We start from the raw sequence: 20,621 nt of genomic DNA on the forward strand, positions 1-20,621 counted from the left end.
CCTTCGTCCCCCGGCTTCGCTGGACGTCCTCACGATAGTGCCGATTCATACGGCGTTCTGCTTCTGGAGGTGACGGAGCGCGACCCATCCGAGCGGCACCCGGATGTAGAGGGTGAGGACGCGGTAGATCAGCACGGTGGGGAGCGCCGCAGCGGTGGCGATGCCGGCCGTGCGCAGCCCCGTGGTGAGCGCGGTCTCGACACCACCCATACCGCCGGGGGTGGGGACCGCGGACCCGATCGCGGTGCCGGTGAGGTAGATGACGGCGAGAGTCGTCAGCGGCAACGACTGCCCGAAGGCGGCCAGGGTGGCACCGAACGCCGCCAGGTAGCCCGCCGTCATGATGATGTTGCCGCCGATGCCCATCAGCAGCCGGCTCGGCTGGCCGAGCACCCAGATCAGCCGGGGCAGGACCTGTCGCAGGGTGGGGCGGGTCTTGGCGATCAGCCAGCGGCGCAGCTGCGGGATCGCGAACAGCACGCCGATGATCACGATCGCGATGAGCAGGATCACCACGATCGTGCCCGAGGGCAGCGACGCGAGCGCGCCCTGGCTGCCGGTGAGCAGCGCGATCGCGATCAGCATCAGCACGGTGGTGACGAACTGCGACACCTGCAGCAGCGCGACCGTGGCCACCGCCATCGGCGTCTCGACGCCACGCTTGGTCATGAAGCGCAGGTTCAGCGCGGCGGGACCCACGCCGGCCGGGGCGACGATGCCGATCACCGAGGCCGCGACCTGCACGAGCGTGGTGCGCCACAGGCCCAGCTTCTCGGGCGAGAACGCCACCAGTCCCAGCGCCGATCCGACGTACGTGGTCAGCCCGAGACCGAACGCCGCGAGCAGCCACATCGCGTTCGCGTTGGCGGCGTAGGTGAGGATCTCGCGGAAGTTGACGGCTGTCAGCAGCACCCAGCCGGCGGCGACCGCCACGATGATCGTGACGATCGTGCGGGGCCGGAACCGGGTGAGCTGCATCGGCTGCACCGCGGACTCGGACTCCGGCAGGTACGTGACCAGCTTGTTCCGCAGGTCGCGCATCACGGTCTTGTCCTTGCGTGCCTCCACCTGCGTCTCGGGCGGCAGCGCCACGGTCTGCAGCAGCGGCGCGAGCGCGGCGAGGTGGCCGGTGCCCAGCGCGCGAGCTGCGGCCTCGCACGCTCGTTCCGCCCCGACCCGCACCGCGAACAGGGTGAGCATCTGGATCTCGTCGATGCGACGGGACAGCGTGGAGGAGGCGATGTCGCCCTGCTCCCAGCCGTTGATGTACACGGTGCCCTCGTCGGGGCCGTCGCCCACGAGCAGCACGGTCTCGGAGGAGAGGTTGCGGTGCGAGAGGCCGGCGGCGTGGGCACGCCCGAGCTGCTCCCAGGCGTTGTCCATCACCTCGTCGGTGACGCGCTCGATCGTGTAGTCCGAGAGGTTCTGGCCGCCGTCGATGTGCTCCCCGAGCAGCACGATCGACTCGTCGGAGCGCGCGATGCCCCGCAGCTGCGGGTTGTTCACGCCGGCGGCGGAGGCGGCGTAGGTCATCAGCACCGCGCGGTCGGCGGCCTGCCGCAGCGAGACGGCGTTGCGCCGTCCGAACCCGCGGAGCCGGACGGCGTTCCACAGCCAGGCGAGCAGACCGATCACCTGCCGGTCGCGGTCCAGGACCACGGCGTCCCACCGCTCGCCGTCGCGGTCCAGCACCGCGTAGACGCGGTTGAAGCCCTCGCGCTCGATCGCGACCGTGGCCGACTCGGGGAGAACGGCCGCGATCCCGCGCAGCGCGGTGTCGGTCATCGGCTCCTGCGTGGCGCGCGTCGGTTCCTGGGAAGCGCCGGGATCCAGCGTGACCCTCGGGATCGGCGCGGTCGTGACCTCCGGCTCCAACGGGTCCGGCCGGGTGTCCTTGGTCGTGTACCCGATCTCGGTCGAGCTGTCGATGGTCTCGACCCGCATGTGCTCGACGTCGCCCGTGCCACCCATCCGGACCACGCTGACCGGGTCGACGCCGGCCCTCCTGATCGCCTTGACGAGGTCCTCGCCGTGCACGCGCTCGGACAGCACACCGAAGAGGTAGCGGCCGCCAAGACCCACGGCGCGGCCGATCAGCACCGAGACGAGACCACCGACGATCGTCGAGGTACCGGTGATCACCGCGACCACCAGCACGATCCAGAGCAGGTTCCAGGAGATCGCCACGATCCGGCTGCGGTCACGGGTGCCGGTGGCGGTCAGCAGTGCCGAGAGGGCCGCGACCGTCGGGGTGATCGTGATGACCCACTGGCCCGAGCCGTCGAGATCGACCTGCCACACGCGCAGCTCGTCCACGAGCACCGTGGGGGCGTGCTCGAGCACCAACCACGAGATCAGCACGGCGAGGATCGCGGCCACGACGGCGGCGCCCAGCGCCTCGAGCACCGCCCGCGGGTTGCGCCGGATCAGCCGCTCGACGATCACGACCACCGGGAGGATCAGCGTCAGCCAGCCCTCGATCACGTTGACCGGGAGCAGCAGGATGTTGCTGATCACCTCGATGATCGTCTGCAACGGGGACGCCTCGATGTCGTCGATCACGCCCGTCGTGGTGCGGCTCGCGTAGATGCCGAGCACGAGCACAGCGGCGATCCCGACGACCGAGACGAGCATGAGCACGAGGTCGGCCGGTCGGCGCACTCGGCGAGGCGGAAGATCGACCACGCGCGCCTTGCCGGGGGTGCGCGTGGGCGCGTGATGCGGCGCACCCGACCCGGACATGTCACCGATAGTAGGTTGCACCGCCTGCGGACCCGCGCCTGATATGCGGGGTGTGGCCGTTCAGGGACGGGGAGAAGGACCCGTCGGCGCGGCCGGGAGCAAGCGATCGGCCAGGGCAGCGAGGGCGAACAGCAGCAGGAACAGCAGGGTCACGCCGGCCGCGTTGAGCAGGGTGCGGGGATAGCCGAGGGTGCCCACATCGATGAACGGGTAGGGGTACCAGCCGTTGATCTCACCCATGAGAAGCGTGTATCCGAGCCACAGAACCGGCCAGATCAGGGCCAGGCCGATCGTCCGGGCCGTGATCCGCGGGCGCGGTCCGAGCAGCAGCCAGCCCACGAACGCCAGCAGTGGCACGACCACGTGCAGCAGCAGGTCGGCCATCGCATCGGCGCCCTCGAGATCCAGCAGCGGCCGCAGCAGGAAGAAGTGGACCAGGCCGGTCACCGTGATCGCGATCACGGCGTCGAGGCGCAGCACCCGGAAGCCACGACCGTCGGCGTCGGGTCGGCGCAGGAGGATCCCGGAGACCACGGCGACCGCGATGTTCGACTGGATCGTGAAGTAGCTGACGAGCCGCAGCAGTCTCGTGGCGAGCGGTGGCATGTCGGCGTCGTCGAGGACCCGACCGCCCTGCACCACGAGCACCGCCTGCAGCACCAGTGCCGCCAGCACGACCACGAAGGTGACGCCGTGCCACACCCGCGCGCGATTCATGAGGCGTCACGCTATCGGTGCGAACGCTGACCGCGATAGGGCGTGCCACCGTGCGCTACAGCTCGAACGAGACCAGTAGCTTGCGCAGCAGGCCGGCCAGCTGCGTGCGCTCGGCCGGGGTGAGCGCGGCCAGGATGCGCTCCTCGTTCGCCATGTGCGCGGCCATCGCCTTCCCGGTGAGGGCGAGCCCGGCATCGGTGAGCTCCACCGGCAGGGAGCGGGCGTCCCCCTCCGAGACGGCGCGCCGCACCAGCCCCATCTCGGCGAGCCGGTCCACGCGCTTGGTGACGGCCCCGCTCGTGATCATCATCCGCGTCCCGAGCTGCGTGGGCGTCAGCCGGTAGGGCGGTCCGTTGCGCCGCACCGTGACCAGCAGGTCGAAGTCGCCCTCGCCGAGACCGAAGGTGGCGTACCGCTCCCGCAGCCTGACGTCGATCGCGCGCGAGGCGCGGCTGATCCGCCCGACGACGGCGATGGGCGAGGGATCGAGGTCAGGGCGCTCGCGGCGCCACTGCTCGATGACCTCGTCCACGAAGTCCGCAGTGCCTTCGCCTGCCCTGCCGTCATCGGCGTCGGTGCGACCCATGGCTTGGACTATATCTTCCGCGGAAGGTACATTGTCTTCCGTGGAAGGTAACTCGATGCGCGCCGCTCTCATGGCCGCCTTCGCAGCCGCCGCATGGGGAACGACCTACGTGGTCACGGGTGCGCTCCTGCCCCCGGACCGGCCGCTGTTCTCGGCTGCCATCCGCGCGCTGCCGATCGGTCTCGTCATGCTCGCGTGGCGCCGCCGGCTGCCTCAGGGGCGCTGGTGGTGGCGCACCGCCGTGCTCGCGCTGTGCACGATCGGGCTGTTCTTCCCGCTGCTCTTCCTCGGGGCATACCTGCTGCCCGGCGGGCTGGCCTCCACGCTGCAGGCCGCCTCGCCCCTGGTGGTGATGGCGATCGCGTGGCCGCTGCTCAAGGAGCGGCCCACCGCCCTCCGTGTCGCGGCCGCCCTGATCGGGCTGGTCGGTGTCGCCCTGCTCGTGCTCAGGTCCCCGACGACGCTGCCCCTGTGGGGCGTCCTCGCGGCGCTGGCCTCGATGCTGATCTCGGCGCTGGGGTTCGTGCTCGTCAAGCGCTGGCCCGCACCCACCGACATGATCACGATGACCTCCTGGCAGCTCGTCATGGGCGGCCTGGTGCTCGTGCCGGTCGCGCTGATCGTCGAAGGCGCGCCGCCTGCCATCGACCTGCCCGCCGCGCTCGGCTACCTCTGGATCGCCGTCGCGGGCACCGGGGTGGCGTACGTCTGCTGGTTCACCGGGCTCAAGCACCTCCCGGCCGCCGCCGTCTCGCTCATCGGCCTGGTCAACCCCGTGGTCGCTACCGTGCTCGGCGTCATCGTCCTGCACGAGGCCTTCGGCCCGATGCAGGCCCTCGGTGCCGGGCTCGTGCTCGGGAGTGTGGTGCTGGGGCAGCCTGCCGTGGCCGAACGGCTCCGACGGCGTCGGGCGCCCGAGGTCGCCACAGCCGCCTGACTCCCGCCCGCAGCCCCATCCCGCGCGCGGCCCCACCCGCCCGCAGGCCCGCCCCGGCCGTAGCCCCGCCCCCGCCCGCCGAGTTCGCGGACGATCGTCGAGTTCGCTTGGTGCTCCCGACGAGCTCGGCGTTCTGCACCGAACTGGGCGCTCTCCCGCGGTGGCCTTCGCCTGACCGCCCGCGTGCTGGAGGGATGCGCGCGTGTTGTCGAGAACCGGCATCCCCGATCGTCACGATGATGACGCACCACCAGCGGGGCGGATGAACCAGGATGACCTGAGAGACGGAGAGGCACCGATGGCTCAGTACATGTTGATCATTCCGGACGACTACGACGCCTGGGAGGCGAAGACGCCGGGGGAGCGCTCCGAGGTCTACGCGCAGCACGAGACGTTCGCCAGCCGACTCGCCCAGGGCGGTCACCGCGTCACCGGCGGCGCCGAGCTGACGCTGCCGCGGACGGCGCGCACGGTCCGCTCCGGCCCGGCGGGCATCACGGTCACCGACGGTCCGTACACCGAGAGCGTCGAGCAGCTGAGCGGCTTCTACCTCGTGGAGTCGGACGACCTTGCGGACCTCGAGCAGGCATGCGCGATCCTGGCAGAGCACTTCCCCGTCGAGATCCGCGAGGTCGGGCCGGCGATCGAGGACAAGTCCGAGGAGACAGCGCCATGAAGTACATCGGGTTCCTGGTGAGCTACAACGACCCCGACTACAGCTGGGCGACCGCCTCCGAGGCGGAGCAGCAGGCCGAGATGGCCTCGCACGGTGACTTCAGCGTCGCCGTCTCCAAGCGCGAGGACTGCACGATCCTCGGCGGTGAGGCGCTGACCGACGGCGACAGCGCGACCGTGCTGCGACAGGTCGGCGGCGAGGTCACGCTCACCGACGGGCCGTTCAGCGAGGCGACCGAGGGCATCGGTGGCTTCTACCTGCTGGAGGCGCCGAACATCGACGCCGCGGTCGAGATGTTCTCGGTGCTCACGCCGTACGTGGTCGAGATCCGCCCCGTCGACGACTCGATCGAGGGCTGACCGCCGACAATGGCTGCATGACCGACCGGGCGAGCGCCGCCGTCGAGCAGGCCTGGCAGCAGGAGTGGGGGCGGCTGCTCGGCCTGCTCGTGGGTCGCTTCCGCGACGTCGACCTCGCGGAGGACGCGCTCGCCGACGCCTTCGAGGCCGCCACCCGCACGTGGCCGACCGACGGCGTTCCCAGCAATCCCGCGGCGTGGTTGCTCACCACCGCTCGTCGGCGAGCGCTCGACAAGCTTCGCGGTGCTGACACCGCACGCCGCAAGCTGCCGCTGCTCGTGGTCGACCACCTGCGGGAGGAGGAACGGGGCGAGGTGGACATCGACGACGTCGGCGACGACGAGCTCAAGCTCCTGTTCCTCGCCTGCCACCCGGCACTGGCGCCCGAGTCGCAGGCCGCGCTCGCGCTGCGGCTGGTGCTCGGTATCCCGACAGCGGAGATCGCGCGGCTGTTCCTCGTCACCGAGCCGACCATGGCCGCCCGGATCACGCGGGCGAAGAAGAAGATCGCGACGGCGGGTCTGCCCTTCGCGATGCCCGACGACGGTGCTCTCGGTGATCGTGTGGAGGTCGCCGCTCAGGCCATCTACCTGTGCTTCACGGCCGGGTACGCGCCCGGGTTCGGGGACGCGGTGGTGCGTGCCGATCTCGCCGGTGAGGCGATCCGGCTGGCGCGCCTGCTGGTGCGCCTGCTCGAGCGGCGCGGCGAGCGGGCGCCGGGGGTGGTCGCGCTGCTGGCGCTGATGATGCTGCAGCACTCACGCCGCGACGCGCGGGTCAGCGCCGACGGCGAGCTCGTGCTGCTGGCCGACCAGGACCGGTCGGCCTGGCACCACGACGAGATCTCCGAGGGCCTGGCGCTGCTCGCGTCCGTGCCAGCGACCACCGGTAGGGCGGAGGAGCTGCGGGTGCAGGCCGTGATCGCGGCCCGCCACGCCACCGCCGTGCACCCCGACGGCACCGACTGGTCCGCGATCGCTGCCGACTACGCGCGGCTCGAGCAGCTCACCGGATCCCCGGTGGTGCGGCTCAACCGCGCGGTCGCGGTGGCAGAGGCCGACGGCCCACGCGCCGGGCTCGCGCTCCTCGACGGGCTGGACGAGGTGCTCCCCCTGTCGCACCGGCTGCCCGCGGTCCGTGGCGAGCTGCTGGTCCGGGCCGGGGAGGTCGACGCCGCGCGCGCGGCCCTGCAGGTCGCCATCGAGCGCTGCCAGCACGAGGTCGAGCTGACCTACCTGCGGAACCGGCTCGCCTCGCTCTGAGGCGGCGGCGTTGCACCAGATTCGGGTCCAGATCGCCGAATCGCCCTGATGTGAACGCTCACCCGGAATCTGGCCACGACTTTGGTGCAGTCGCCCTACTCCGAGATCAGCTCGGGGCTGAGGTGCGGCATCCAGTCGACCGCCTGGGCGGTGACGGTCTCCTCCTCGGTCAGGGGCTCGTCGGCGAACAGGCTGATCGCCGTGTTGTGCTTGGTCACCCAGCCGGTCATCTGCTCGATGCCGAGGAACGCGCGGAACAGGTGCTGGAAGAAGGCGCCGTGCGTGAGCAGGGCGACCACGTCATCGTCGTCGTGCCGCTGTCGGAGGTCAGCGACCAGCGTGCGGGCGCGCTCGGCGCGGCTCTCGTGCTCGGCCTCGTAGGGGAGCGTGTACCAACCCTCCGGGCCGGCGCCGTCGGGCAGCACGAGGCGCGCGCTCACCCGGAGCAGCGCCTCGTCCGAGGCGCCGGGGTGCGGGTTGCGCACGCCTTCCTCGTCCTCGATGAAGGGGCCGGCGGTCTCATAGGCGTCAAGGTTGCCGAGCAGCGGCAGGTCGAGCACGTCCGCGAGCGGTGCGGAGGTCTGCACGGCCCGGGTCATCAGGCTGGTGTGGATGTGGGTGATGTCCCACGGGAGCACGCCGTCGGCCACCGCCTGCGCGAGCAGCGCGGCCTGCCGGTGGCCGAGGTCGGTGAGCTCGGGGTCGTGGTGCCTGCCGACCGAGTCACCGGTCTGCTGCCACAGCAGGTTGTTGGCGGACTGGGCATGTCTGATCACCACGAAGCGCACGCGCCCATCCTGCCGTGCCGAAGCCCCCAGGGCACAAACGGGACCACGGCTCACTGCGCCCCGCGGTCACGCTTGCGCCCTTGGCGGCGCGGGGTGTCAGAGGACGCCGAGCGCCGTGAGCCAGGCGTCAGGCAGGTAGGCGTAGCCCACGAACGCGACCACGTCGAGGAGCGTGTGCGCGATGACTAGCGGCATCACCCGCCGTCGGCCCCATCTCGAGAGGTAGAAGCACGCGAAGATCACGCCCATCGCGATGTTCGCGGCGAACGGCCCCCAGCCCTGGTAGAGGTGGTAGGAGCCGCGGATCAGCGCCGAGCAGGCCACCACCGAGACCACTCGCCAGCGCAGCTCCTGCAACCGCTCGACGAGGTAGCCGACCACGAGGACCTCTTCGATCAGCCCGTTCTTGAGGGCGGCGAGGATCAGCACGGGCACGGTCCACCAGTAGTCGTCGAGCCCGGAGGCCGACACCGAGACCGTGACGCCGAGCGCGCGGCCGCCGAGGTAGATCGCGAGCCCCGGGATGCCGATGACCGCGCCGAGCGCGAGGCCCCACAGAGCGTCCTTGCCGGGCCGGGTGCCGTCGAGTCCGATGCGCCTGACCGCGCTGCGGCCGCTGTCGGAGAGCAGGTAGAGCGCGAGCACCACCGGCACGAGGGCGAACCCGATCGACAGGATCTGGTAGGTCAGGTCGAGCAGCGACCGGTCGGCCTGCGGCGTGTTGATCTCCGCGGTCTGGTCACCGAGCGGGCCCCGCGTGAGCCGGTCGAGGATGTTGACGACGGCGTAGACGCCCGAGCGCCCGAGCGAGAGACCCATGACGATCCAGATCTCCGCGGTCAGCCGCCGCCGGCGCGCGGGCGTGGGGTCGGCCGCCACCGCGGGCGCGAGGGCCTCGGTCATCGGTCGGACTCGACGTCACGCCAGAAGCAGCGGGCGACGGCGAGGCGAGCCGTGTCGTAGTCGCGCCACTTGGCCTTGGGGAGCTCCTCACGGCTGACCTCCCGGAAGCCGCGGTGGGCGAAGAACGTGGCGGCGTCGGAGGAGACCGTCACCGCGAAGACGGCGCGCAGCCCCAGGTTGGCCGCGTGGCCCAGCAGACCCTCCAGCAGCATGCCGCCCGCACCCGCGCCCGAGAACTCGCTGACCGTGATCAGGCCGGATACCTCGCCGACGCCCTCGCCCGCGTACAGGTCGGTCTCCAGGCCCACGACTCCCGCGAGGTGACCCGTGCGGACCACGCGGGCACCCAACCCCCCGACGGCCATCCGCGCGATCTCGGCGCGGCTGCGCGGCTTGAGCACGCCGTCCGTGACGCCCTGCGCCACGAGCGCCTCGACCGCCGGCAGGTCGTCGACGCGCAGCTGCGCGAGCGTCACGTAGCCGCCGAGCGTCAGCAGCGTGCCGGCGCCGTCGAACGTGAACAGCTCGAGCTCGAGGTCCTCGGCTCGGCACAGGTTGACGCTGAAGGCACCGCCGCGCAGCGCGGCCTCGGCGGCCGGCAGCAGGTTGCCGATACCGCGGCGGGTCAGCTCGCCGAGCAGCCCCAGCCGGAGGATCTCCAGATCCGCAAAGCTGCGCGGCGGCGAGCCCCAGCCGCCGCCCGGGTCGGTGAGCACGACCTTCGAGGCACGCAGGCCCGCGGCCAGGAAGCCGGCGGTCTCGGCCACGCCGTCGGGGTTCGCGACCACGATCACCCGGTCCTCGTCGGCGACCGTGAGCCAGAGCCCGGCCATGCCGGCGTCCTCCCACACGGTCGGTGACGTGACCACCGCGGCCGGCGCCGGGAACTCCTGCCGGAGCCGCTCGGCATCCTCGAGGTCCTTGACCACCAGCACGAACCGCGTGTCGCCGGGCTCGAACCCGGAGACCACCCGGCCCACCGCAGCCACCCCCGCGTCCGTGAGCGCCGGCAGCGACACCACGATCGTGACGCCGCGGAACTCCTCGACGAAGAACGCCCGCTCCGCCTCCGGGATCACGCCGGGCTCACGCGGCACGTGAGGGATCGGCGGCCGCGGCCGCAGCGGCGGCGGCGTCGGTGGCGCGGTGCGGGGCTTCATCAGGTGCACATTCTGACGCAGCGAGCCGTTCAGTCGTGGCTGTCCGCCCGACGGCGGTGCTCGCCGCGGCGATCGAGGTGCGCCCCGAGATGGGTCACCCGGGCCGGTCCGTACGCCAGGTCGAGCAGCAGCCGGAGCCGGTGCACGGTGGTGGGCGGGATCTGCAGCGCTCGCAGGTGGCCGATCGTGGTGCCGGAGGCGAGCGGCTGCCAGCCCGCGCCGGCGTCGACCTGCAGCCGGAACGCCGCGATGTGCTGGCCCTCCTCGACGTCCTCGCGCACCGTGATCAGGTTCGTGCGCACGGGTGCGGGCGGGGTGATCGTGAGGGTGTGGCCGTCGGCCTCGATCGTCGAGCCCGCGAGCAGATCGCTCCCGAGTACCTCCTCGCGCAGCGCGGCGAAGGCATGCAGCGCCGCGAGGTCGGCATCCTCGAGCCGGCCGTCGCGGTTCGGCGGCACGTTGAGCAGCAGCTTGCTGTTGCGGCCCACCGAGGTGAGGTACAGCTCGAGGAGGGCTGCGCCGTCGAGCGGTTGCTCGTCGGGGTGCCAGAACCACCCGGGTCGGATCGACACGTCGGTCTCGGCGGGCCGCCACACCGAGCCCTCGGGGTCGCCGTGGCGCAGCGAGTCGAGCGTCCAGGGGTCGGAGCGGCCCGGCGTGGGCACCCGCGCGGGGTCGATGCTCGACCAGCAGGTGGCGCCCGCCGCGCCGTCCTCGTTCCCGACCCACCGCACGTCCGGGCCCGCGTCGGAGAAGATCACCGCCTCGGGCTGAAGCTGCCGCACGGTGCCGAAGATGCGCGTCCAGTCGTAGGCCTGGCGGCCGCGCGCGGTCTCGCCGACGGCGCCGTCGAACCACACCTCCGCGATGTCGCCGTAGCCGGTGAGCAGCTCGGTGAGCTGCGCGAGGTAGAGGTCGTCGTAGGCGCGACCGCTGCCGTAGCTGGGTGCGTTGCGGTCCCAGGGCGAGCAGTAGACGCCGAGGCGGACGCCCTCGGCCGCGCAGGCGTCGGCGGCTTCCCGGACCACGTCGCCGGCGCCGCCGCGCCACGGGCTCGCGGCGACCGTGTGCCCGGTGGTGTCGCTCGGCCACAGGCAGAAGCCGTCATGGTGCTTGGCCGTGAGCACGATCGTGCCGAACCCCGCCTCGCGCGCGGTGCGGGCCCACTGGTGCGCGTCCAGCCCCTGCGGGTCGAAGAGCGCCGGGTCCTCGGTGCCCTCGCCCCACTCCCGGTCGGTGAACGTGTTCATCCCGAGATGGACGAACATCGCGCGCTCCTCGCGCTGCCAGGCGAGCTGCGCACGGCTGGGCCGAGCGGCAGGGGCGAGCCGCGGCACCGAGGCGAGGGCCGCCGTCGGGCGATCGATCAGCATCGGGTCAGCGCGACCCGACCGCGAGAACCACCTCGGTCGCGTACTTCTGCGAGGACTCCATGTCGCCGCGGTACCAGGTGAGCACGCGGCGGGCAGGGTCTCCGGGGACGGCGATCGGGCGGAAGTTGGCGACCTCCGAGCCCTGCGTGACCGGGGTCCAGGTCCAGGTGGCGCCCCCGTCGGAGGTGGTGCCGTGGAAGATCTCGTGCACGCCGAGGTCGGTGCCGTCGCGCGGGTCGACCGGGGTGGAGAAGTAGAGCGCGTCGAGGTCGTCGGGGTCGATCGAGCCAAGGCCGGTGTAGTCGGTCTCGTGCGCGAGGAGCTGCGGGCCGGCATCGCCGACCTTGGTGACCTGCCACTGGTCGGCGCCCGGTGCGAGCTCGGCGCGCAGCAGCGCGTGGGGCAGCGGCTCGTCCGTGGTGCGGGGGACGTCGAGGCCGAGCGTGTCGTCGGTGCGGGCGGTGAACAGGACGACCACGCGGCCGGCGTCGTCACGGCGGATGTCAGCGGTCCAGCAGTGCGTCATCACCTGGCCGTCGACCTCGGTGCCGCTGGCGAACACCCGGGTGAGGTCCTCGGCCCGCGGCGTCTCGTCCTCGACGTTGCGGCCGAGTGGGCCCACGAGCGAGCCGTCGGCCCGGTAGAGGCCGTCGCCGGCGAGGTAGCCGTGCCAGATCGAGGTGGGGAAGTCGCGGGGGTGGTGCTCGGTGATGACGAGATCGATGCGGTCGATCCTGCCCTCAGCGTTCTTCGGGTGCGGGCCGGAGGTGTAGCGGCCGTACCCGTTGACGTAGCCGATCTTCTCGCGCGTCAGCAGCCGGCCCCCGAAGCCCCAGGTCTCGCCGTCGTCGGTGGAGATCAGGTAGCAGGGGTCGTCGTTGACGGCGCGCACGAAGCAGACGAGCTTCTCACCGAGCGGGTGCACGTTCTGATAGGTCACGCCGCGGCCCGGTGCGCGGCCGGTGAACTCGGCGCCGAAGTGCGGGGTCCACTCGTACGACTGCTCCGGCCCCCAGCGGGTGGGGTCACCCGGCTCCGACAGTCGCCAGAAGGTGTACTCGTCGCTCTTGTGGCGCGAGTACACGGCCACCCAGCGGCCGTCGGCGCGCAGCCATAGCGCCGGGTCGTCGTGGTCGTCGGCCTCGAAGCCGGCGTGCAGGACCGCCTGGGTACCGGTGAGCTCCGCGGCGTCGAGGTCCACCACGGTGACCTCCACGTCGCCGCCCCGGGCTTCGCCGTCGACCCCGCTCGGCGAGGCCACCGAGCCGATCACGGCCGTGCCGCTCGCGGCGTCGACCACCGAGCGCTCGTCCTGGAACCAGCACCAGCCACCGTTGGCGTTAACGACGCCGACCTTGTCGAACATGCGACCAACCCTGTCACGGATCCGCGCGCGTGGGAAGCGCTATCCGCGCCGCGGCCACCACGGGTTGAGAGGCAGCGATCGCGCGGAGGCGCCCTCGCGGCCGTCGCGGATGTGGTCTGCTGGACCCATGGTGCGTGTCGGGTTTCATGCCTCGCACGAGCAGATCTCGCCCCGGCAGCTGCTCGTGGACCTCCAGCACGCCGAGCGTGCCGGGTTCCAGATGGCGATGTGCTCCGACCACCTGGCTCCTTGGAGCGTCGAGCAGGGTCACTCCGGCTACGCGTGGTCGTGGCTCGCCGCGGCGCTCGCCACGACGGACCTCGAGCTCGGCTGCGTCAGCGCCCCCGGCCAGCGCTATCACCCCGCGGTGCACGCGCAGAAGATCGCGACCCTCGGGCAGATGTTCCCCGGCCGGTTCTGGGTGGCGCTGGGCAGCGGCGAGGCGGTCAACGAGCATGTCACCGGGGAGCGCTGGCCTGCGAAGGCCGAGCGCGAGCAGCGGCTCGACGAGTGCGTCTCGATCATCCGCCGGCTGCTCGAGGGCAAGGAGGTCAGCCACACCGGGGCGGTCACCGTGGACCGGGCCAGGCTGTGGGAGCGTGCGGACCCGCGGCCCCGGCTGATCGCACCGGTGGTCTCGGTCGAGTCCGCGGCACGCGTGGCCGCCTGGGCCGAGGGGATGGTGACGCTGAACCAGCCGCACGAGAGGCTGCGAGAGGTGGTCGACGCCTATCGCGGCGCCGGCGGCAGCGGGCCGTTGTCGTTGCAGGTCCACCTCTCCTGGGCGCCCACGCAGCAGCAGGCCGAGGACATCGCTGTGCAGCAGTGGCGTGGCAACGTGGTGGGCCCGCCGCTCACCTGGGACATCGATACCCCCGCGGGCTTCGACACGATCGCCGCGCACCTGCCGCGCACGTCCACGTTGGCAGCGGTGCGCGCCTCGGCCGACCTCGGCCAGCACATCGCCTGGTTGCGCGAGTACGCCGAGCTGGGATTCGAGGACATCTACCTCCACCACGTCGGCCAGCAGCAGGCCGACTTCATCGACGCCTTCGCCGGCGAGGTGATCCCCGCTCTGGTGTCCTGACCGACCGACCGACCGACGAGAGGTGCCCAGTGCGGATCACCGACACCAGCGATCTGTGGTGGAAGAACGCCATCACCTACTGTCTCGACGTCGAGACCTTCCTCGACTCCGACGGCGACGGCGTGGGCGACCTCGCCGGGCTGTCCCAGCGGATCGACTACCTCGCCGAGCTCGGCGTCACGTGCTTGTGGCTGATGCCGTTCTATCCCGGCCCGCAGCGTGACGACGGCTACGACGTCAGCGACATGTACGGCGTCGACCCGAGGTTCGGCGACCTCGGTCACCTCGTGGAGGTGGTCCGCACCGCGCACGACCGCGGCATGCGTGTGATCGCGGACCTGCTGGTCAACCACACCTCGGACAAGCACCCCTGGTTCGTCTCCGCGCGCAGGAGCACGAGCTCGCCGTACCGGGACTACTACGTGTGGCGCGAGGACGAGCCGCCCGACACCTCCGACCAGGTGGTCTTCCCCGACAAGGAGGATGGCATCTGGTCGCTCGACGAGCGCACCGGCCAGTGGTACCTGCACCACTTCTACCGCCACCAGCCGGACCTGAACATCGCCAACCCGGCCGTGGTCGAGGAGATCGTCCGGGTGATCGGCTTCTGGCTCGAGCTGGGGCTCGACGGGTTCCGGGTCGACGCGGTGCCGTTCTTCGTGGCGGACGTCGAGACCGGGGATGCCGCGCACGCCGGCGACCCTCACGAGCTGCTCGAGCGGGTGCGCTCGTTCCTGGGGCGGCGCCGTGGCGATGCCGTGATCCTCGGCGAGGTGAACCTGCCGTACGACCAGCAGCTCGACTACTTCGGTGGCAGCGAGGGCAACGAGCTGCAGATGATGTTCGACTTCGAGCTCATGCAGGCCACGTACCTGTCCTTCGCGCGCGCCGATGCCGCGCCGCTCGTCGCCGCGCTGGGCCGCCGGCCGGAGATCCATCCGACCTGCGCCTGGGCGACCTTCCTGCGCAACCACGACGAGCTGACGCTCGACCAGCTCGACCCTGCGGAGCGGCAGGAGGTCTTCGACGCGTTCGGTCCCGAGGAGCACATGCAGCTCTACGGGCGCGGGCTGCGCCGTCGCCTCCCCCCGATGTTCGACGGCGACCCGCGCCGCATCCGGATGGCGTACAGCCTGTTGTTCTCGTTGCCGGGCAGCCCCACGCTGTTCTACGGCGAGGAGATCGGGATGGGGGAGAACCTCGACATCCCCGGACGGCTGGCGGTGCGCGCGCCGATGCAGTGGGCGCCCGATGACAACGGTGGCTTCTCCACGGCGCCGGCGCGCCGGCTCGCCCGGCCCGTGGTGGGCGACGGGTATGCGCCCGAGCACGTCAATGTGGCCGACCAGACGCAAGACCCCGACTCGCTGTGGACCTTCCTGCGCGCCCTCATCTGGGTGCGCCGTGCCTGTCCCGAGGTGGGGTGGGGTACCTGCACCGTGCTCGACGTCGGGGCATCCCAGGTCGTCGCGCACCGGTGCGATCTCGAGCAGGCGACGACGATCGCCCTGCACAACCTCAGCCCCGACCCGGTGGTCGTCACGATCCCGGCGGCGCGCGAGAGCGACGGCCACGAGGTGATCGACGCCTTCACCCACGAGCGTGTGGGGCCCGTGACCGAGCCGCTGGAGATCGCGCTCGCCGGCTACGGACATCGATGGCTGCGACTGCGGCCCGAGGGGGAGGCGCTTATCCCGTGAGGTGACCCCGGGCGCGCTCGGGGTTGACACGGGAGGAGGCCCACGGCAGAGTGGTTTGCAGTACAAACCACTCTGCCGCCGCCAGGAGCTGCCATGACCGACCCGCGTGAGCCCGACGACGCGCTGGACGATGCCGAGGAGACCGCATCGCCCGCCGCGGCGCTCGCGGCGATCAAGGCCTCGCAGGAGACCGTGCGGCAGCAGACCCGGCCGAGCGCGCCCGCGATGTTCGCGGTCTGGGGCGTCGCGTTCCTCGTCGCCTACACCGCCCTCTACCTCGGCTGGTCGGAGGAGGCACAGACGCCGCAGGGCGCGTCGATGCTCGTGCTCGCGGTGTGCGTGGTCGGCGCGATGGTGTTCACCGGGGTGCACATCGGCCGCCGTACCCGAGGCATCCGCGGCACGAGCGCGAGGGTCGGGGCCATGTACGGCTGGGCCTGGTGCCTGTGCTTCCTGTTCGCGATGGTGATCTTCGGCGCCGTCGGTGCGGCCGGGGCACCGCCGATCGCGATGTCGATCCTCACCAACGCCGTCAGCCTGCTGATCGTCTCCGCGCTCTACATGGCGGGCGGCGCGATCTGGCAGGAGTGGCGGATGTTCGCCCTCGGCGCCTGGTTCGCCGTGATCGGCTCGGTCGCCGCGATCGTCGCCCCGCCGGCCGGGTACCTGGTGCAAGCGATCGCCGGCGGTGGCGGCTTCCTCGTCGGAGCGGTGGCCGCTCGGGTCATCGAGAGGTGGCGGTCGGCGTGACCGACCTCCAGCTCGACCCGGTCATCCACGTCCAGGCCCGGTTGCGCGTGGTCGCCACGCTGGCAGGGCTCGCCAGCGGGGATCAGATCGTCTTCACTCGGCTGCAGAAAGTGCTCGGCATGACCGCCGGGAACCTGTCCACGCACCTGCGCAAGCTCGAGGACGTCGGGTACGTCGCCGTCGAGAAGGCATTCGAGGGGCGCAGCCCCGTCACGTCCGTGGCCCTGACCAGCAAGGGTCGCCAGGCATTCGAGACCTACACCGCCTCGCTCGAGGCGCTCCTGAAGGGAGCTGTTGAATGAGCACCTCCGCACCAGTCGTGAAAGTTGCGCACGCCCGCCGCACGTTCGGCGAGGTCGTCGCGCTCGACGACGTCTCGCTCACCGTCGACGCCGGCGAGATCGTCGGCCTGCTCGGCCCCAACGGGGCCGGCAAGAGCACGCTGCTGTCCCTGATCAACGGCCAGCGCAGGCCCGACGGCGGCACGATCGAGATCTTCGGGCAGGACCCCCGTACGCCGCGCGCTCGGATCGGGCTCGGCGTCACCCCGCAGGAGACCGGCCTGCCCGCGTCTCTGAAGGTGGGCGAGGTCGTCGACTTCGTCAGCGGGCACTACCCGGACCCGATGCCCCGTGCCGAGCTGCTCGCGCGGTTCGAGCTCACCGACCTTGCCCATCGCCAGACCGGCGGGCTCTCGGGCGGGCAGAAGAGGCGCCTCGCCGTCGCGCTGTCGTTGGCCGGGCGGCCGAGGCTCGTGCTCCTCGACGAGCCCACGACGGGGCTCGACGTCGAGGGCCGCCGGGCGCTGTGGACCGCGCTGCGGGACTACCACCGCGAAGGCGCCACGGTCATCGTGACCAGCCACTACCTCGAGGAGATCGAGGCGCTCGCCGAGCGGGTCGTGGTGATCGGCGGCGGGCACATCCTCGCCGACGACACCCTGGGCGCCGTGGTCGCTCGCGTGCAGACGCACCGCGTGACGTTCCGGAGCGACGCCGCCGAGCGCGAGGTGGCAGCCCTGCCCGCCGTGAGCGCCGTCGAGCGCGACGGCGGGCGCTACTCGCTGCTGACCGGTGACTCGGATGCGCTCGTGCGGGCCCTGGTCACCAGCGGCACACCCTTCTCCGGTCTCGAGGTGCGTGGCGCCTCGCTCGAGGAGGCCTTCCTGAGCCTGACCGACACCGACTCGGAGGTCGCAGCATGACATCCCCCCAGACGATCGACCGTGTGCGCACGCCCCCGATCGCAGCCGCGAGAGTTCCCGGGTTCACGCGCCTCGCGCTGCTGCACGCGAAGTACAACATCCTTGAGACGATCCGGATCCCGATCGCCGTCGTCGGGAACATGCTGTTCCCGACGCTGGCCATGTTCTTCTTCGTGGTGCCGCAGTCGAGCGTCACGAGCGACCCGCTGTGGTCGCTGATCTCCGTGGCCGGGCTCGCGATGTTCTCGGTGATGAGCACGTTCCTGTTCACGTTCGGCGTGGGCGTGGCCGAGGACCGGCAGCTGCCGTTCGACCCCTACCTGCGCACGATGCCCGCCGGTGCGGGGCCGCGCATGGTGGGGCGGCTCCTCTCGGCCTTCCTGTTCGCGTTCGTCGCCCTGATCCCGCTCGGGCTCGTGGCCGCGATCTTCACCGCCGCCGCGCCGCAGCTCCCGCGGCTGCTGCTCGGTGTGGGCACGCTGCTCGCGGCGGGCGTGCCGTTCCTCATGCTCGGCCTGTTCATCGGCTACAGCCTGAGCAGCAAGGCGGCGATCGCCGTCGTGCAGGTGGTGCTGTTCCCGCTGGCGTTCGCAGGTGGGCTGTTCATGCCGGCCGAGATGTTCCCGAGCTGGCTCGCCACGCTCAGCACTTTCCTCCCCAGCCGTGCCGGCCGCGATCTCGTGATCGGCGCGTTCGCCGGCACGGACATCTACGCCTACGCGCTGCCGGTGCTCATCGGATGGGGTGTGCTGTTCGCTGCGCTCACGGTCTGGGCCTACCGGCGTGACGAGGGGCGCCGCTTCCGCTGAGCGGCCCTACGATGCTCCCCATGCGCGTGACGATGCGGGACGTTGCCGCTCGTGCGGGCGTCTCGCTGAAGACCGTCTCGCGCGTGGTCAATCGCGAGCCGCACATCCGCCCCGAGACCCAGGAGGCGGTGAACGCCGCGATCGGCGATCTCGGATGGACCCCGAACTCCTCCGCGCGCAGCCTGCGCACCGGGCGCACCGGCGTCATCGGGATCGTCGTGACCGAGCTGCGGCGACCGCTGCTCGCGGCCCTGGTGGAGACTCTCGTGACCGAGGTCAACGCGCGCGGCCTCAACGCAGCCGTCGAGCCGGTCCACGACGACGCGGACCGGCTCGCCCAGGTCTGGTCGCAGCGGGGGGACACCTTCGACGCGTTGCTCGCCGTCGATCTGCCGCACCTCCCGGAGGTAGGCCCCGACGGCGGCCCGGTGGTCCGCGTCGACGTCACCCAGGCATCGGCCACCGATGGCTGCGATCGCGTCAGCACGGACCTCGCGCAGGCGGCCGACCTTATCGAGCGGCACCTGTCGGTGATGGGCCGCAGCCACCCCGTCCAGGTGGGCGCCGGTCCGCTGACGGGGCGGACCGCGGCGCCCGTGGTGGAGCTCGGCGACGACGTCGGGCGCACGGCCGGGTACCGCGCCGCGCAGCGGGCGGTCGTCGCCAACCCGGGCGTGGACGCGCTGGTCTGCTGCACCGACGAGGTCGCGCTCGGCGCGCTCGCTGGTCTGCATGCCGCCGGGCTCACGGTCCCGGACCAGGTGGCGGTGATCGGGTTCGGGGCCCTCGACGACGGCTGGTTCGCCACCCCCTCGCTCACCACGATCGATCCCGAGCCGCGGGCACTGGCACGCAGCGCCGTCGACCTCCTCGCCCGGCGCCTGTCCGGTGAGGTCGCCGGTGGTCCTGAAGAGGTGCGCGTGCCGGTGACACTGATCCGCCGCGAGTCGACCCTCGGGGCGGGGGCGCGATGAGACGCCCGACCCTCGACGACGTCGCGGCCCTCGCCGGCGTCTCGGCCAAGACGGTCTCCAACGTGCTGCTCGAGCGGCCGCATGTCGCAGAGGCGACCCGGGACCGGGTGCTGTCCGCGGTGAAGACCGTGGGCTACCGCGTCAACCACGCGGGGCGCGGGCTGGCCTCCGGGCGCAGCGGGCGGATCGCCGTCGTGGTCCCGAACCTGCACCAGCCCTATTTCGCCGAGACGGCCGAGCGGCTCATCCTCGAGCTCTCCGCACGCGGCTTCACCAGCACGCTGCGCATCGCCCCCGACGAGGCGGCCGAGCGCGATGCCATCCTCGGTCGCACCACCACCGATGCCGACGCGGTGATCATCTGCCCGCACTTCTTCGTGGCCTCGTTCTTCGGATCCAGCCCGCCCGAGCGCCCGATCGTGCAGCTGGGTGGTGCCCCGAACGGCGTCGTCGACACCGTGGTGATGGGGGAGCGCGAGGGGTTCGAGGCGGTCACGCGCCACCTGCTCGACACCGGCCGCCGCCGGCTGGCGCTCGTGTGGAACTCGACCAGCAGCGGCAAGCCCGAGGGCGAGCGGTACGTGGGGTTCACCGCAGCGCACGCCGCCCACGGGCTCGAGCCCGACCCGGCGCTGATGGTCTCCGGCTCCGACTGGGACCGCCGCGCGTCCGGGTACGAGGCGATGACGGGGCTCATCCGCACCGGCGTCGACTTCGACGGCGTGGTCGCGGTCAACGACGCGATCGCCGTCGGTGCGCTCCGGGCCCTCGTCAGCCATGGCATCCGCGTCCCTGAGGACGTCGCGCTCACCGGCTTCGACGACACCGACGAGGCCGGCTTCACCGTGCCACCCCTCACCTCGGTCAGCCCCGAGCGCGAGGACATGGTGAGCAACGCCGTCGACATGCTGGTCGAACGCCTGGACGGGCTTGCCGCCCCCGCGCGCGTGCGCCGCACCGGCGCCCACCTGGTGCCGCGCGCCTCCAGCGCCGCCCCTGCCCCAGCCTGACGGTCGGGTCCGCCAAGCCCCGGTCAGGCGCCGGTCACGCGCCTCGCCTGGGTGCTGCCCCCATCCGGGCCGGGCCGGGGTGGTGCTCGTCGGGTGGCCCGGGCTCGGAGCGGCAGGATTCTGCGCGTTCGGCGGCATCGAGTGCCGGCGGGGCTCAGGTCGCGGAGGGCCAGCGCGGTTGTTAACGATCACATCCAGTCGATGTCCTGCTATTGACA

Annotated in this window: 20 protein-coding genes; 12 read left to right on the forward strand and 8 right to left on the reverse strand. The window is 71.8% G+C overall.

All coding sequences use genetic code 11. The features are described 5' to 3' along the window. Positions 1–45 precede the first annotated feature (45 nt). Genes GPA03_RS17935 through GPA03_RS17945 form a run of 3 tightly spaced genes read right to left on the reverse strand, consistent with a single transcriptional unit; the run spans position 46 to position 4,045 of the window. Positions 46–2,742, reverse strand: a complete 2,697-nt coding sequence (locus GPA03_RS17935; RefSeq protein WP_156253423.1) for a lysylphosphatidylglycerol synthase transmembrane domain-containing protein — start codon at positions 2,740–2,742, stop codon at positions 46–48. A 60-nt stretch (positions 2,743–2,802) separates the two neighbouring features. Then, positions 2,803–3,459: a Pr6Pr family membrane protein gene (locus GPA03_RS17940; protein WP_156253424.1), complete on the reverse strand. Its 657-nt coding sequence runs from the start codon at positions 3,457–3,459 to the stop codon at positions 2,803–2,805. A 55-nt stretch (positions 3,460–3,514) separates the two neighbouring features. Next, complete coding sequence (locus tag GPA03_RS17945) at positions 3,515–4,045, reverse strand: MarR family winged helix-turn-helix transcriptional regulator (RefSeq protein WP_156253425.1); 531 nt, start codon at positions 4,043–4,045, stop codon at positions 3,515–3,517. Positions 4,046–4,085: 40 nt separating this feature from the next. Between GPA03_RS17945 and GPA03_RS17950 the strand changes: the two genes are divergently transcribed. From GPA03_RS17950 to GPA03_RS17965, 4 genes are all read left to right on the forward strand, one after another. Further along, positions 4,086–4,982, forward strand: a complete 897-nt coding sequence (locus GPA03_RS17950; RefSeq protein ID WP_206673627.1) for a DMT family transporter — start codon at positions 4,086–4,088, stop codon at positions 4,980–4,982. Between the two features lie 298 nt (positions 4,983–5,280). Further along, positions 5,281–5,658 carry a YciI family protein gene (locus tag GPA03_RS17955; protein WP_162458420.1) on the forward strand — a complete coding sequence of 126 codons (378 nt, stop codon included), beginning with the start codon at positions 5,281–5,283 and terminating at the stop codon, positions 5,656–5,658. Further along, complete coding sequence (locus tag GPA03_RS17960; RefSeq protein WP_162458421.1) at positions 5,655–6,017, forward strand: YciI family protein; 363 nt, start codon at positions 5,655–5,657, stop codon at positions 6,015–6,017. Before GPA03_RS17955 ends, GPA03_RS17960 begins: the two co-directional genes overlap by 4 nt. Before the next feature lie 17 nt (positions 6,018–6,034). Continuing rightward, entirely contained in the window at positions 6,035–7,279 is a 1,245-nt protein-coding gene (locus tag GPA03_RS17965; protein ID WP_156253428.1) for an RNA polymerase sigma factor, read from the forward strand. 95 nt (positions 7,280–7,374) lie between these two features. Here the strand turns inward: GPA03_RS17965 and GPA03_RS17970 are convergent, their stop codons facing one another. From GPA03_RS17970 to GPA03_RS17990, 5 genes are all read right to left on the reverse strand, one after another. Next, a complete protein-coding gene (locus GPA03_RS17970) occupies positions 7,375–8,067 on the reverse strand; it encodes a histidine phosphatase family protein (protein ID WP_156253429.1) in 693 nt (230 codons plus the stop codon). A gap of 96 nt (positions 8,068–8,163) precedes the next feature. Next, the gene (locus tag GPA03_RS17975) at positions 8,164–8,970 is read right to left on the reverse strand and encodes a CPBP family intramembrane glutamic endopeptidase (RefSeq protein ID WP_156253430.1); all 807 of its coding nucleotides are present in this window, start codon (positions 8,968–8,970) and stop codon (positions 8,164–8,166) included. Continuing rightward, complete coding sequence (locus tag GPA03_RS17980; RefSeq protein WP_206673628.1) at positions 8,967–10,130, reverse strand: GNAT family N-acetyltransferase; 1,164 nt, start codon at positions 10,128–10,130, stop codon at positions 8,967–8,969. The genes GPA03_RS17975 and GPA03_RS17980 overlap by 4 nt, the downstream gene beginning before the upstream one ends. Before the next feature lie 29 nt (positions 10,131–10,159). After that, positions 10,160–11,503, reverse strand: coding sequence for an alpha-L-fucosidase (locus GPA03_RS17985; RefSeq protein ID WP_156253431.1), 1,344 nt, complete (start codon positions 11,501–11,503; stop codon positions 10,160–10,162). A gap of 4 nt (positions 11,504–11,507) precedes the next feature. Then, complete coding sequence (locus GPA03_RS17990; RefSeq protein WP_156253432.1) at positions 11,508–12,869, reverse strand: BNR-4 repeat-containing protein; 1,362 nt, start codon at positions 12,867–12,869, stop codon at positions 11,508–11,510. 127 nt (positions 12,870–12,996) lie between these two features. Here GPA03_RS17990 and GPA03_RS17995 point away from each other — a divergent pair, with 127 nt between their 5' ends. The 8 genes from GPA03_RS17995 to GPA03_RS18030 all read left to right on the forward strand — a co-directional run bounded on the left by GPA03_RS17995 (position 12,997) and on the right by GPA03_RS18030 (position 20,403). Further along, a complete protein-coding gene (locus GPA03_RS17995; RefSeq protein WP_156253433.1) occupies positions 12,997–13,956 on the forward strand; it encodes a TIGR03885 family FMN-dependent LLM class oxidoreductase in 960 nt (319 codons plus the stop codon). Positions 13,957–13,985: 29 nt separating this feature from the next. Continuing rightward, positions 13,986–15,656, forward strand: a complete 1,671-nt coding sequence (locus GPA03_RS18000; protein ID WP_156253434.1) for an alpha-amylase family protein — start codon at positions 13,986–13,988, stop codon at positions 15,654–15,656. Positions 15,657–15,749: 93 nt separating this feature from the next. Further along, positions 15,750–16,406 (forward strand): hypothetical protein, encoded by a 657-nt coding sequence (locus GPA03_RS18005; protein WP_156253435.1) that lies wholly within the window; start codon positions 15,750–15,752, stop codon positions 16,404–16,406. Continuing rightward, on the forward strand, positions 16,403–16,708 hold the full coding sequence (locus GPA03_RS18010) for a transcriptional regulator (RefSeq protein WP_156253436.1): 306 nt from the start codon (positions 16,403–16,405) through the stop codon (positions 16,706–16,708). Before GPA03_RS18005 ends, GPA03_RS18010 begins: the two co-directional genes overlap by 4 nt. Further along, positions 16,705–17,610, forward strand: a complete 906-nt coding sequence (locus GPA03_RS18015) for an ABC transporter ATP-binding protein (protein ID WP_156253437.1) — start codon at positions 16,705–16,707, stop codon at positions 17,608–17,610. Before GPA03_RS18010 ends, GPA03_RS18015 begins: the two co-directional genes overlap by 4 nt. Beyond that, positions 17,607–18,419, forward strand: coding sequence for an ABC transporter permease (locus tag GPA03_RS18020; protein WP_156253438.1), 813 nt, complete (start codon positions 17,607–17,609; stop codon positions 18,417–18,419). Before GPA03_RS18015 ends, GPA03_RS18020 begins: the two co-directional genes overlap by 4 nt. A 20-nt stretch (positions 18,420–18,439) precedes the next feature. Then, positions 18,440–19,393: a LacI family DNA-binding transcriptional regulator gene (locus GPA03_RS18025; RefSeq protein WP_241681371.1), complete on the forward strand. Its 954-nt coding sequence runs from the start codon at positions 18,440–18,442 to the stop codon at positions 19,391–19,393. After that, positions 19,390–20,403, forward strand: coding sequence for a LacI family DNA-binding transcriptional regulator (locus tag GPA03_RS18030; protein ID WP_156253439.1), 1,014 nt, complete (start codon positions 19,390–19,392; stop codon positions 20,401–20,403). Before GPA03_RS18025 ends, GPA03_RS18030 begins: the two co-directional genes overlap by 4 nt. Positions 20,404–20,621: the final 218 nt, after the last annotated feature.

Source organism: Pseudactinotalea terrae (genome assembly GCF_009733845.1).
GTDB classification, from domain to species: Bacteria; Actinomycetota; Actinomycetes; order Actinomycetales; family Beutenbergiaceae; genus Pseudactinotalea; species Pseudactinotalea terrae.

What these genes read in the sequence shown, in the direction of transcription:
- GPA03_RS17995 (WP_156253433.1), top strand. Translation starts at nt 12,997, where the DNA reads ATGGTGCGTGTCGGGTTTCATGCCTCGCACGAGCAGATCTCGCCCCGG.
- GPA03_RS18015 (WP_156253437.1), top strand. Translation starts at nt 16,705, where the DNA reads ATGAGCACCTCCGCACCAGTCGTGAAAGTTGCGCACGCCCGCCGCACG.
- GPA03_RS17960 (WP_162458421.1), top strand. Translation starts at nt 5,655, where the DNA reads ATGAAGTACATCGGGTTCCTGGTGAGCTACAACGACCCCGACTACAGC.
- GPA03_RS17945 (WP_156253425.1), bottom strand. Translation starts at nt 4,045, where the DNA reads ATGGGTCGCACCGACGCCGATGACGGCAGGGCAGGCGAAGGCACTGCG.
- GPA03_RS17940 (WP_156253424.1), bottom strand. Translation starts at nt 3,459, where the DNA reads ATGAATCGCGCGCGGGTGTGGCACGGCGTCACCTTCGTGGTCGTGCTG.
- GPA03_RS17955 (WP_162458420.1), top strand. Translation starts at nt 5,281, where the DNA reads ATGGCTCAGTACATGTTGATCATTCCGGACGACTACGACGCCTGGGAG.
- GPA03_RS18020 (WP_156253438.1), top strand. Translation starts at nt 17,607, where the DNA reads ATGACATCCCCCCAGACGATCGACCGTGTGCGCACGCCCCCGATCGCA.
- GPA03_RS18025 (WP_241681371.1), top strand. Translation starts at nt 18,440, where the DNA reads ATGCGCGTGACGATGCGGGACGTTGCCGCTCGTGCGGGCGTCTCGCTG.
- GPA03_RS17985 (WP_156253431.1), bottom strand. Translation starts at nt 11,503, where the DNA reads ATGCTGATCGATCGCCCGACGGCGGCCCTCGCCTCGGTGCCGCGGCTC.
- GPA03_RS17990 (WP_156253432.1), bottom strand. Translation starts at nt 12,869, where the DNA reads ATGTTCGACAAGGTCGGCGTCGTTAACGCCAACGGTGGCTGGTGCTGG.
- GPA03_RS17980 (WP_206673628.1), bottom strand. Translation starts at nt 10,130, where the DNA reads ATGAAGCCCCGCACCGCGCCACCGACGCCGCCGCCGCTGCGGCCGCGG.
- GPA03_RS17935 (WP_156253423.1), bottom strand. Translation starts at nt 2,742, where the DNA reads ATGTCCGGGTCGGGTGCGCCGCATCACGCGCCCACGCGCACCCCCGGC.
- GPA03_RS17965 (WP_156253428.1), top strand. Translation starts at nt 6,035, where the DNA reads ATGACCGACCGGGCGAGCGCCGCCGTCGAGCAGGCCTGGCAGCAGGAG.
- GPA03_RS18005 (WP_156253435.1), top strand. Translation starts at nt 15,750, where the DNA reads ATGACCGACCCGCGTGAGCCCGACGACGCGCTGGACGATGCCGAGGAG.
- GPA03_RS17975 (WP_156253430.1), bottom strand. Translation starts at nt 8,970, where the DNA reads ATGACCGAGGCCCTCGCGCCCGCGGTGGCGGCCGACCCCACGCCCGCG.
- GPA03_RS18030 (WP_156253439.1), top strand. Translation starts at nt 19,390, where the DNA reads ATGAGACGCCCGACCCTCGACGACGTCGCGGCCCTCGCCGGCGTCTCG.